This is a genomic window from Streptomyces sp. NPDC058534 (assembly GCF_042717365.1).
GTDB lineage: Bacteria > Actinomycetota > Actinomycetes > Streptomycetales > Streptomycetaceae > Streptomyces.
Genome location: NZ_JBHXNW010000059.1, coordinates 16164 through 28376 on the forward strand (window position 1 = coordinate 16164; position 12213 = coordinate 28376).

Consider the following 12213-nt stretch of genomic DNA (forward strand, 5'->3'; position numbering starts at 1 on the left):
CTTACGCCGGGGGGTTGCCGTGCTTGCGGGATGGGAGGTCGGAGTGCTTCGAGCGGAGCATGTCCAGCGCCCCGATCAGTACTTTCCGGGTGTCACGCGGGTCGATCACATCGTCGACAAGGCCACGTTCGGCCGCGTAGTAGGGGTGCATCAGCTCGGTCTTGTACTCCTTGATCTTCTGCCTGCGCACACTGTCGGGGTCCTCCGCAGAGGCGATCTCGCGCCGGAAGATCACGTTGGCGGCGCCCTCGGCACCCATGACCGCTATCTCGTTGGTGGGCCACGCCAGTGAGATGTCCGTGCCGATCGAACGGGAGTCCATGACGATGTACGCGCCTCCGTAGGCCTTGCGCACGATCAGTTGCACCCTCGGCACCGTCGCGTTGCAGTAGGCGTACAGCAGCTTGGCGCCGTGCCGGATGATGCCGTTGTGCTCCTGGTCGACACCCGGCAGGAAGCCGGGTACGTCGACCAACGTGACCAGCGGGATGTTGAAGGCGTCACAGGTCGAGACGAAGCGGGCGGCCTTCTCCGACGCGTGGATGTCCAGCACTCCTGCCATCGAGGCCGGCTGGTTGGCGATGATGCCGACCACCTGCCCGTCCAGACGCGCGAACGCGCAGACGATGTTCGTCGCCCACATCTCGTGGACTTCGAAGAACTCACCGTCGTCGACGACCTCCTGGATCAGCGCACGCATGTCATACACCTGATGCGGGTCGGCGGGGACCAGGTCCAGCAAGGCGTCGTTGGGACGATCGGCCGGATCTGCGCAGGGCTCGGCCGGCGGCGTCTCCCGGTTGTTCTGCGGCAGCAGCGACAGCAGGTAGCGGACCTCCTCCAGACAGCTCTCCTCGTCGTCATAGACGAAGCCGGCGACACCTGAGGTGACGCCGTGGACGTCGGCTCCGCCCAACCCGTTCATCGACACCTGTTCGCCGGTCACGGCCTCCACCACATCAGGTCCCGTGATGAACATCTGCGAGGTGTCACGGACCATGAAGACGAAGTCGGTGAGCGCGGGCGAGTAGGCGGCACCGCCCGCGCAAGGGCCGAGCATCACGCTGATCTGCGGAATCACTCCCGAGTTGCGGGTGTTGCGGCGGAAGATCCCGCCGTAGCCCGCCAGCGCGGTAACGCCCTCTTGAATCCGGGCGCCGGCGCCGTCGTTGAGGGAGACCAGCGGCGCCCCGGCCGCCTCGGCAAGATCCATCAGCTTATGGATCTTGGCGGCATGGGCCTCGCCCAGCGCGCCGCCGAAGATGCGGAAGTCGTGGGCGTAGACGAAGACGGTACGTCCGTGCACTTTCCCCCACCCCGTGATCACGCCGTCGGAGTGCGGGCGGCGCCGGTCCATTCCGAACGCGGTCGACCGGTGCCGCCGCAATGTCTCGACCTCCTGGAAGGTCCCTTCGTCCAGGAGCAGTTCGATGCGCTCGTGCGCCGTCAGTTTGCCCTTGGCGTGCTGCCGCTCTGTCGCTTCCAGGCCGGGCCCCTGACGGGTCCGCGTCTTCAGCTCGATCAGTTCTGTCAGTCGTTCACGGGTCATCACGGCTGCGCTCCTCCACGGCCAGAAGTCTTGGGTGGGACCGACGACATCGCCGCACGGGGCAACGGGCTTCCCGCATCGATGGCTTCGGCAGGGGTCGTGCCCGCGGCGGCGACATGGCCGTCTGGGTGCAGCAGCGGAGATCGGGGGCCGCGCCGAGATACGTGCGCGTGGCTGAGTGGCATGCGCGACGCCTCGGCGAACGCCCGGCCGCTCCGGTTCGCCCCACCGCCCACCGGCCCCACCGTCAGCGGCCGGAAGCCGGGTGGGCCGTCCGCTGCCGAAGCCCTGCGCCCGGGCGGGGTGACGAGGCCGCGAAGGACTTCCGGTAGTTCCTCCATCGCCGCCCTGGCAAGCAGGGCGGCCCGGTCGAAGCGTGCGGGAACCAGTACGGGCCCGTCCATCGCGCGGGCCGCGCCGAGAGCACTGTGCCCTTCCTCCGCACCCAGCGGGGCGAGCCCCAGACGGCCGAGCCGGGCCCGGTCGTCGTCACCGAGTTCCCGGATCAGGCTGCCTTCGTGATCCCACAGCCCCCAGGCGAGTGAGAGAGCAGGCAGGCCTTCGGCCCGGCGCAGGTGGGCGAGACCGTCCAGGAAGGCGTCGCCCGCCGCGGAGGCGGCCTGCCCGGCGTTGCCGAGTGTGCCGCTGATGGACGAGAACAGGACGAAGTCGGAGAGGTTGTGCCGTTTCGTCAGCTCGTGCAGGTGCAGCGCGGCGTCCACCTTGAGGCGCGGTACCTGCTCGATCTGTTCCGGGGTGAGCGCGGTGACGCCGCTGACGTCGAGGACACCGGCAGCGTGCACGACCGCTGTCAGCGGGTGCTCGTCGGGGATCTCACGGACCACTGCGGCCAGGGCGTCCCGGTCGGCGACGTCACAGGCCGCGACCGTCACGCGCACGCCCGATGCCCTGAGGTCCTCGACAAGTGCCGCAGCTCCTTCGGCTTCGTCACCGCTGCGGCTGACCAGGAGCAGGTGCCGAACCCTCTGCGAGGATGCCAGGCGGCGAGCCACCGAGGAGCCGAGCGCGCCGGTGCCGCCGGTGATCATCACCGTCCCGCCGGACTCCCACAGAGGGGCGGCCGTGCCGGCGGCGGGCGGGGACCGGTACAGCCGGGGGACCAGTACAGACCGGTCGCGCAGGGCGAGTTCGGCCTCACCCGAAACAAGCGCAGCGACCAGCAGGCGCAGCGAGCCCCGTTCGCGGCCCAGGTCCAGCAGGCCGATCCGACCGGGGTACTCCGCGCGCACGGACCGCAGCAGGCCCCACAGCGCGGCCCCGGCCAGGTCGGGGCCGCCGTCCGCCGGCCCCGTGACGGCGGCTGCGCGGGTGACGAACACCAGCCGGGAGCCGGCCAGTCGATCGTCCTCCAGCCAGGCCCGCACCCGGTCGAGCATGTCTTCGGCGGTGGCGCGGACGGCGTCGGCGACCGTGGCGGCCGTGACACCATCCGTCGGCGTGGGGCAGGGCACGAGGATCACCTCGGGCGCGGCGGAACCGGCCGCCGCGACCAGCGTGGTCATGTCCGAGTGGACCACCACTCCGGCATCGGCGCCGGTGAGCGCGAGGGCAAGGCCGAAGACATCGTCTCCTGCCACGGCCCACCCGCCGGATCGCTCCTCCCCCGCAGGAAGCGTCAGATCGGTCCACCCGACCTGGAAGAGCGAGGTCTCGTCCGGGTTTCCGGCCGCGCGGCGTACCTCTTCCTCGGCCAGTGGAGTCAGGCTCACAGTGTCGACAGCGGCGACCGGGAGCCCCGCGTCATCGGCGACGGCGAGCGCATAGGCATCAGTCGTGGCGGATCCGGATGCCGCCGCTGCCGGGGTGATCCGGACCCGTACCACGTCCGCTCCGGCCGCGAACATGTCGATGCCCTTCCAGTCGGTGGGCAGCCAGACCGTGGTGGGATCGGCATCGGCGCCGCGCACCGTGGTCCGTGCGAGGGCGTACAGGGCCGTGTCGAGCAGGCCGGGGGCCAGCATGAAGCGGGCGGCCCGTTCGCGGTGCTTGGGGTCGAGCGCCACCTCGGCGAAGAGGGCCTCGCCCCGGCGCCATGCGGCGCGCAGGGTCGCGAACGCCGGGCCGGGGGACGCTTCCTGGCCATGGAGGACGACCGGTGTCGCTCCTTCGGGAGGCCAGACGCTCAGGTCGAACCCGGTCTCGGTACCGGCCTCGGCGAGTACACCCACGGCGTGCCGGGTCCAGGAGGCATCGGCCTCGGCGTCCTCGGGCCGGGAGTACACGCGCAGCGCACGCCGGCCTTCCGCGTCCGGTGCCGTGACGTCGACCTGGAACAGGAGGGCGCGGTCCGCCGCCAGTACGAGATGCGACTGAAGCGTCAGTTCCTCGATGTGCGGCGTGCCGGACCCGGTGCCGGCCTGTACGGCCAGTTCCACGAAGACTCCGGCGGGCACCACGATCTGGTCGTGGACGCGGTGGTCAGCGAGCCAGGGCTGGATGTCCGGGGACAGACGCCCGGTCAGCAGCATTCCACCGGCCTCGGTGTGCGACACCACCGCGCCGAGCAGCGGGTGGTCGGTCGGCGCCAGTCCGGCCGAACCGACGTCCGCGGCCGTCCGGTTCGGGGCCGGCAGCCAGTAGGAGCGACGCTGGAAGGCATAGGTGGGCAGGGCGACCCGGTGGCCGCCTCGGTCAGCCATGGTGCGGTGCCAGGCCACGTGGACACCGCGGACGTGCAGCGCGGCGAGCGCGCCGAGAAGCGCGGGCACCTCCGGCCCGCCGCGCCCGGCCGTGGGCACGAACAGTGCCTCCTGCTCATGCTCCGCCGAGACGCAGTCGCGCCCCATCGCCGCGAGCACGGCGTCCGGCCCCACCTCCAGGAAGGACCGTGCTCCACGCTCTTCGAGCGCGCGTATGCCGTCGTGGAAGCGGACGGTCTCCCGGACGTGGCGTACCCAGTAATCGGGGGTGCTGATGTCCTCGGCGGAGACGAGACGCCCGTCGATGTTGGACACCACGGCGATGCGCGGCGCCGCGTACGTGAGGCCGGATGCGACCTCGCGGAAGGCCTCGAGCATCGGGTCCGTACCAGGGGGTTGGAAGGCGTGGCCGGCGCGCAGCCGCTTGGTCCTGCGCCCCTGCTCGCGCCAGTGGTCGGCAACGGCGAGCACGGCGTCCTCGTCACCGGCCACCACGGTGGACAGGGGCCCGTCGACCGCCGCGACGGAGGCCCGGCCCTCGCGCCCGGCAAGCGTGGACAGGATCTCCTGCTCCGTTGCCTGGACCGACACCATCGCGCCGCCGGACGGCAGTTGCTGCATCAGATGGCCACGCGCCGCGACGAGCGCGCACGCGTCCGGAAGGGAGAGAACGCCGGCAGCGTGGGCTGCGGCCAGCTCACCGACCGAGTGGCCGAGGACGGCGTCGGGGGTGACCCCCCACTCCTCCAGCAGGCGGTACAGCGCGGTCTCGTACGCGAACAGGGCGGCCTGTGTGTATCCGGTCAGATGCGGCAGCGCCGCGTCCGCAGGGTCCTCCGCCAGGAACATCAGGTCCTTGAGCGGCCGATCGAGGTGCTGGTCGAGCAGGGCGCATGCCTCGTCGAGCGCGGTGGCGAAGACCGGATAGGTGTCATACAGCGCGCGGCCCATGCCGGCCCGCAGGCGTCCCTGCCCGGTGAACAGGAAGGCCAGTTCACCGGCTCGTACCGTTCCGACCTCCGCTGCGGCGGGGGGGTCTGCTGATGCGAGCGAGGAGACGCCTGCGAGCGCGGCGTCACGGTCGTCGACGAGCAGCACGGCACGGTGCTCGAAATGGGTGCGGGTGGTCGCCAGCGAGTGGGCGATGTCGTCGAGTCGCTGGTCCGGGTGGGCAGCGAGGTGTGCGCTCAGCTCAGCGGCCTGGGCGCGCAGCGCGTCGGCGGTGCGCCCGGACACCGTGAGGGGCGTGGGGAGTGCGAGGGTCTGGACGGGCGGGTCGGCTGTCTTCTCGCTCCGGGGGTCGGGCGCCCAGTCCGAGAGGACGAGGTGGCAGTCGGCACCGCCCATGCCGAAGGAGGAGACACCGGCCAGCAGCTGCGCGCCGTCGGAGGTGTCCAGCGGGCTGAGGCCGGTATTGACCCGCATCCTCAGCTCTTCGAGCAGGACGGCCGTGTCTGCGGAACGGAAGGTGAGGCCCGGCACGAGGGTTGCCTCCCGTAGGCAGAGCATCGCCTTGATCAGACCGGCGATTCCGGCGGCGCCTTCCAGGTCGCCGACGTTGGGCTTGACCGAACCCACGAGAAGAGGAGAGCCGGTGGCACGTCCGCTGCCGACGCCCAGGACGGCACCGACGACTGCCGCCTCCGTGGGGTCACCGAGCGGAGTACCGGTGCCGTGCAGTTCGACGAACCGCACCGCCTCGGGGGCGACGCCGGCCTGGTCGTAGGCGCGTCGCAGCGCTTCCTCCTGCGCCGCGCGGCCGGGGGCAGTGAGGTTGTCGCCTCCGCCGTTGACGGATCCGCCGCGGATCAGGCCATGGATGGTGTCGCCGTCGGCGAGGGCCCGGCTCAGCGTCTTCAGGACGACGACACCCCCGCCCTCGCCGCGCACATGGCCGTGAGCGCGTTCGTCGAAGGTGTTGGAGCGGCCGTCGGGTGAGAGAGCTCCGGACTTCTCGGCTGCCACAAAACCCTCGGGCGCCAGGTTCAGACTGACTCCGCCTGCCAGTGCCAGTTCGCAATCCCCTCTGCGCAGGGTTTCGCACCCGAGATGGACGGCGACCAGCGACGAGGACTGAGCGGAGTCGACCACCAGGCTGGGGCCGCGCAGGCCGAGGAGGCAGGAGATGCGGTCCGCGATGCGGCTCCGGCTGGCATCGACGACCGTCCGGTGCGCGACCGACTCGGCGCCAGGCCCGTGCACGAGCTTGGCGTAGTCGTCCGAGGCCGCCCCGAGACAGACACCGGTCTGCGTGCCCTTGACCTCGCCCGGGACGATCCCCGCGTTCTCCAGTGCCTCCCACGCGAGTTCCAGCACGAGCCGCTGCTGGGGATCGATACCGGCTGCCTCCCGCGGCGTGATTCCGAAGAACTCGGGATCGAACCCGTCGACAGCGTCCAGGAATCCGGCAGGCCGGGCCACGGCACCACTGGGCAGACCGGGCCGTCCCTGCGGCACTCGGTCGGACACGGCGCTCTGGCCGGTGCTCAGCAACTGCCAGAACTCCTCCGGCCCCGGTGCGCCGGGGAACCGGCAGGACATCCCGACGACAGCGACGGGCTCTCCCGGCACCGCGTCGACTTCCGGAGCACCGGACACGGGTGCAGTGGCCATGGTGTGGCTCTTCCTTTCGGCTTCCGCGCGGGGCAGGGACATCGCGCGCGGGAACGTGCTCGGATACCTCGTCACGGCCAGGGCGGCAGGGCAGGCGCCCGGCCGCCGCCTGTGCGGAGTCTCAGGCGTACTCGTAGAAGCCGCGGCCTGACTTCTTGCCCAGCAGACCGCCCTCGACCATGCGGAGCAGCAGCGCCGGAGGTGCGTACAGCGGCTCCTTGAACTCCTCGTACATGGCTTCGGCGATCGAGACAGTGGTGTCGAGGCCGATCAGGTCGGCCAGCCGCAGCGGCCCCATCGGGTGCGAACACCCCGCGACCATGCCGTCGTCGACGACCTCGGCCGTCGCGAGACCGGAGTCGACCATGCGGATCGCGGAGAGCAGGTAGGGGAAGAGGAGAGCGTTCACCACGAAGCCCGCACGGTCGGGAGCGCTGATGGGCTTCTTGCCGAGCACGTCCGACACGAACGTCAGGGCGCGCGCGCTGACCCGGTCGTCGGTGAGCACCGAGGGGATGAGCTCGACCAGTGGCAGAACCGGCACGGGGTTGAAGAAGTGCATGCCGAGCACCTGGCCCGGGCGCCCGGTGGCGCGCGCGAGCCGCACGATGGGAATGGAGGACGTGTTGGAGGCGAGAATCGCGTCCGGGGCCTCGACGATCTTGTCGAGGGCGGTGAAGAGCTCCTCCTTGAGTTCTTCGCTCTCCTTGATCGCCTCGACCACGAGCTGCCGGTCGGCCAGGTCGCTGAGATCTCTGGTGTAGGTCACGCGGCCCTGGGCGTCGTCGCGCTCCTGCGGGGTGAGCTTCCCCTTGTCGACCCCCCGGTCGAGGGACCGGGCCAGCCGCTGCGGTCCGGCCACCAAGGAGTGGTCGGAAGAGACCGCGACGGTGACGTCCAGGCCTGCCTTGGCGCACAGTTCGGCGATACCCGTACCCATGATGCCGCTACCGACCACCCCCACCCGGTGGATGTCCCCGGGTGTGGTGAGCATGTCGATGGACGTCGTCATACGCCGGCCCCCCAGGTCAGCAGCCGGGCCGCGTAACCACCCTGCCGGCCATGGCGATTCAGGAATTCGAAGGTGGGCACCGGCCCGAGCGTGGCGGAACACACCGTGTCGCAGTTGATCGAGCCGGCCATGACCGTGACGGCGGCTTCGTCGGGCAGCTCATGCCCATCCAACTCGTCCGGGTCGGACCCATCGAGCAAGGCATCAGCCAAAGAGCCCATGATTTCCTCCTGATCAAAGAGGCAGTCGACGGCGTGCGCTGTACGCCTGCCGCGTGGCCACACCGGGAGTTATCGAATCAACCCGGGTTCTGGACCACGGTACGTATCCGTCTCACCGGCCCCCACCCTTAACTTCCCCCTAGGCGGGACAACTGCCCCTAGGCGGGACCCTGCCGGTACGACGCACAACCCCCAGACCGAGCCTGCGGACAAGTAGGGGGGCGGTGGCCCCGGAACAACGGAACGGGCGCGGACCGCATGGCCTCGGTCACACGGCTCAACTGGGTGATCATCCCGGTTCACCTCGGAGACGGCCTCGTTCGGCAACGATCTGTCGACGCTGCTGCCGGACTTCCCGGCCGAGATCCGGGCGAGGCGCCGAAGTCAACACCGACGAGTTCACCAAGCGGGCGATGACCAAGGTCGGTTACGCGGTCAGCCCGCTGGAAAACGCTTCGCTGAACGGCTGTCAGGTCCGTCCGGCGCCGCTGGAGACGCTGACCGTGGAGGGCTCAAGGAGTTCGACCTGTCCCGCCTCGCCGATCCCGACACCCCGCACCACACCCCCTCGGCGTCCTCCGCGACGTCGAACGCCCGGTCTACGACACACAGATGGCCGACCAACTCGACGCCGCCATCGAACAGGACGGCAAGGGCGCCCTCACCACACTGCTCGTCGGCGGCGGCACCTGGACCGCCGTCGGCTGACATGCCGTCACAGCGTAGGTCCCGACAGGCCCGTGGCGTCGTACTCGGCCGTGCGGGGCCGCCGAGCAGCAGGCCCGTCGTATCCGATCACGTGCGCCGCGACCACCCACTACAGGCTCTGTGCCGGTCCCCGGACGCACCCGACTCCGCGGCGGGCTGTGACGTTGGGCGTGCCCCCCTGACCTGACGGGCGGAACGAATAGGGGCCCACGGACAAGGGTTGGCCACGACGAGGGCGCCGCGTAGCGTCCCAACGGGTCCGCTCGGCACTGTGCTCGGCCCCGCAGTATTTCCAGCCGGCTGACGAAAGAGGAAACGAGTGGGCAGGGGAACCCTGTGGGGGACCAGCGACCTCCACGTCAGTCATCCGCAGAACCGCGAGATCACGCAGAAGATGCGGCCGCAGTCCGACAACGACTGGTTGCTGGTCGCCGGTGACGTGGGCGAACTGTACGACGACATCGCCTGGGCGCTGACCGAGCTCAGCGAGAGATTCGCCCGGGTCGTGTGGGCCCCCGGCAATCATGGGCTGTGGACGGTGGACAAGGACCCGCTGCAGTTACGCGGACAGTGGCGCTACGAGCAGCTCGTGGAGCTGTGCCGAAGCCTCGGCGTACTGACCCCCGAGGATCCCTACGCCGTCTGGGACGGCCCCGGCGGTCCGGTCACAGCAGCCCCCCTGTTCGTCCTGTACGACTACAGCTTCCTGACCCCGGGCACCCGTACCAGGGCCGAGTCTCTGGCCGTGGCCGCGGAACGCGGCGTGGTCTGCACGGACGAGTTCTTCCTCCACCCCGACCCCTACCCGAGCCGGGAGGCCTGGTGCCGGGCGCGGGTCGAGGAGAGCGAACGCCGTCTCGCGGCCTGCGACCCGGAGTTGCCCACGGTCCTGGTCAACCACTACCCGCTGGTGCGCGAACCGACCCGGATCCTGCGCTACCCCGAGTTCGCCCAGTGGTGCGGCACCGAGGCGACCGCCGACTGGCACCGACGCTTTCACGTGAGCGCCGTGGTCTACGGGCATCTGCACATCCCGCGCACCACATGGCACGGCGGGGTGCGCTTCGAAGAGGTGTCGGTGGGCTATCCCCATGAGTGGAGCCGCCCGGGCCACCCCGATCCGGCGCTGCGTCGCACACTGCCGACGGATCTCTCCGCGGGGGGCGACGACGTGATCGAGCGCATACCTCCGCGGGGGGGGGATCGCCCGGGCGGTGCAATCGCGCGGCACGAGTTCGCCACCGTACGGCGGTGCGCCCGCGAGGCTGTGGCCGCGCTCAGCCTGCCAAAGGAATCCATCGCGCTCCCCTCCGAACTGCGGCTCGTACGGTGACTGCTCACCCGTAGGCCCCAAATGCGCTGGAGCCGGACGCTGTTCAGCATGAAAGAGGCCGTCTACAAGAGCTGGTACCCGTACACCGGCCAACGCCTGGAGGGCCGCTGGCCGGCCGGCAAAGGCTTGCCGATCACTGTCATCGCAGCGTGAAAGGAGTGACCGCCATGGAACCCCAGGACAGCGAGAAACAGAGCGAGTCGGGCGAGGACCGGCATCCAGCCGGCCAGCCCCTGCTGGCGGGAGAGCCCGACGACGGCAATGCCGAGCCGCACATCTGGCGGGGCATGGACTGACCCGGGGGCACGAGTACATCTTGGGTGCTGCGAGGCAGTCGGCTTCGCTTCCACGTTCCGCATCAGCGACGGGACTTCGGGCCGGTCGGCCTCTCGGCACGTTCCGGGCCGGGCATTTCGCGTCCCCGCAGTTCGAGCCGGCCCTGGAGGCGATCTGAGTGCGGCAATGCCGCCGGGCGGCTCCTTCTGCAGTGCCCCTTTTCCGACGCCCCGGCTGCGTGCTGGTGAACCCGGCGGACGGGCAGTTCTCGGCGTCCGTCGTCGAATGGTGCGTCGAACTTGATCACTCGGTCCGGTAACTGCCATACGTGATGAGTCTGCTGCATCGTGCAGACGGCGAGAGCCGTTGGCGGAACTGTCATGCCTTTGGGGTCAGTTCTATACCTGCCGCCCTGGCCCGTGGACGCGTCGATTCCGGCCGTCTGCGGTGGCACTTGCCGAAGTGCCGCTGCCGCGGGCCGGAGACGGCCGACTGGTCCTGGCCGTCGATGTCACCTGCTGACCCCGAAACCATCACCGGCACACGCCTCTACGGCACCGCCACCGCCCACTCCTGGAACCGGCTCCACCCCAAACTGACCCACCGCTCGCAGCCGGCCTGCGTCACCCCTGGGAGAGACCCCGTTCCCCGCTCAGACTCACTCCTGCCCGCCTCCGCCGCGACTTCCGGCACATCCGCCCCAAGCCGCCTGCCCGGCCAGAGCACAAAATCCCTCCCCCCGGCCCGGGACGGCCATCGGGCCGAAAGAACATCCGGGTCCGCCCACACCCCGCAAGAGACAGCCGATGAAGCAGCGAACGAAGAAGTCAACCGCCCCACGGCCCCGACGCACAGGTTAAAGATCAAGTTAGGTTCCACGTGGGATCTGCTGGGGCAAATGGCGAGCGCCTGGCGGCGCGACGGCGGGCTCACACGGCCGGCCTCGGCGCGTGGGATCTGGTGGTGGTGGATGAGGCGCACCGCACGAGCGGGGAGGATTCACCCCGTGGACTGCAGTGCACGACCCGCCGAAGAGCGCATCGAGATGCGGCTGGTGGCCAGGACCGTCCAGACCGTCAACATCCCAGCGCGGCTCCTCCCCCTCGACTTAGCCGAGGGGGAGGAGCTGCGCACCGAAGATCTCGGCCAAGTTCCGCCCGTGCGGGTCCGGCAGGCGAACTCGCCCCGCCGGCTCCGCGGTGGTCCGGTGGTGGACCGACAAGGCCGGCTGCTTCACCCTGCTGCTCGCCACCCGGTGACATAGCGGCGCCTCGGCCGGTTACGCCGGGGGTTCGTTTCCGTATTCCGCCGACCCGGCGCCCGCACCGCGCGGGCGCCGCAGGCAAGTTTTCAGCAGATTACTCGTTGCGTGCGCGAATATCTGGAATGCACAGGTGAAGTATCCGCGGAATTACGTCGGCTGTGCGGTGCGGTCCGGCACGCGGCCTGACCGCACCGCGCTCCGCTCGGACGCCCGGTAGGTGGTGCGAGGCAGTGCCTGATGCAGCTCAGATCGTTTGACCCGGAGCTTCCGGTAGATCCGGGTCAGATGCTGTTCCACGGTGCTGATCGTGATGTAGAGCTTCCCGGCGATCTCTCGGTTGCTGAAACCGTGGGCCGCCATCGAGGCCACCCGCAGCTCGGCCGCGCTGAGCACGGCCGGACGGGCCCCCTCGGCCCCGCCCGCCACGCCGGCCTCCAGCGGCACCTGCTCCACGACCGCGCCCTCCACGGCCCCGGGGGGGGGGGGGGGTGGAACTGCAGGGAAGGGAAAAAGAAACAAAAAAAACACCACCAACCAAAAGAAGTGTGTTTTGTTGTGGGGGTGGTTTGGGTGTGGA

Annotated in this window: 5 protein-coding genes and 5 pseudogenes; 5 read left to right on the forward strand and 5 right to left on the reverse strand. The window is 70.0% G+C overall.

All coding sequences use genetic code 11. The annotated features are described in order from the left end of the window. Nucleotide 1 precedes the first annotated feature (1 nt). From ACFWR9_RS29850 to ACFWR9_RS29865, 4 genes are all read right to left on the reverse strand, one after another. Nucleotides 2–1549 carry an acyl-CoA carboxylase subunit beta gene (locus tag ACFWR9_RS29850; protein ID WP_383847263.1) on the reverse strand — a complete coding sequence of 516 codons (1548 nt, stop codon included), beginning with the start codon at nucleotides 1547–1549 and terminating at the stop codon, nucleotides 2–4. Beyond that, nucleotides 1549–6822 (reverse strand): type I polyketide synthase, encoded by a 5274-nt coding sequence (locus ACFWR9_RS29855; RefSeq protein WP_383847266.1) that lies wholly within the window; start codon nucleotides 6820–6822, stop codon nucleotides 1549–1551. Before ACFWR9_RS29855 ends, ACFWR9_RS29850 begins: the two co-directional genes overlap by 1 nt. 121 nt (nucleotides 6823–6943) lie before the next feature. Then, the gene (locus ACFWR9_RS29860) at nucleotides 6944–7834 is read right to left on the reverse strand and encodes a 3-hydroxybutyryl-CoA dehydrogenase (protein WP_383847268.1); all 891 of its coding nucleotides are present in this window, start codon (nucleotides 7832–7834) and stop codon (nucleotides 6944–6946) included. Beyond that, on the reverse strand, nucleotides 7831–8055 hold the full coding sequence (locus ACFWR9_RS29865) for a hypothetical protein (protein WP_383847269.1): 225 nt from the start codon (nucleotides 8053–8055) through the stop codon (nucleotides 7831–7833). Before ACFWR9_RS29865 ends, ACFWR9_RS29860 begins: the two co-directional genes overlap by 4 nt. A 295-nt stretch (nucleotides 8056–8350) precedes the next feature. On the opposite strand from ACFWR9_RS29865, the pseudogene ACFWR9_RS29870 reads away from it, so the two are divergent. From ACFWR9_RS29870 to ACFWR9_RS29890, 5 genes and pseudogenes are all read left to right on the forward strand, one after another. Beyond that, nucleotides 8351–8590 (forward strand): annotated as a pseudogene (locus tag ACFWR9_RS29870) (2-oxoglutarate ferredoxin oxidoreductase subunit alpha); the annotation flags it as partial. Continuing rightward, a pseudogene (locus ACFWR9_RS29875) lies at nucleotides 8576–8763 on the forward strand (2-oxoacid:ferredoxin oxidoreductase subunit beta); the annotation flags it as partial. The pseudogenes ACFWR9_RS29870 and ACFWR9_RS29875, both read left to right, overlap by 15 nt. Before the next feature lie 394 nt (nucleotides 8764–9157). Beyond that, a pseudogene (locus tag ACFWR9_RS29880) lies at nucleotides 9158–9907 on the forward strand (metallophosphoesterase family protein); the annotation flags it as partial. A 356-nt stretch (nucleotides 9908–10263) separates the two neighbouring features. Further along, nucleotides 10264–10392 carry a hypothetical protein gene (locus tag ACFWR9_RS29885; protein ID WP_383847271.1) on the forward strand — a complete coding sequence of 43 codons (129 nt, stop codon included), beginning with the start codon at nucleotides 10264–10266 and terminating at the stop codon, nucleotides 10390–10392. Between the two features lie 583 nt (nucleotides 10393–10975). After that, nucleotides 10976–11232 (forward strand): annotated as a pseudogene (locus ACFWR9_RS29890) (transposase); the annotation flags it as partial. A gap of 551 nt (nucleotides 11233–11783) precedes the next feature. On the opposite strand, the pseudogene ACFWR9_RS29895 reads toward ACFWR9_RS29890, so the two are convergent. Then, nucleotides 11784–12026 (reverse strand): annotated as a pseudogene (locus ACFWR9_RS29895) (response regulator transcription factor); the annotation flags it as partial. Between the last annotated feature and the right edge of the window lie 187 nt (nucleotides 12027–12213).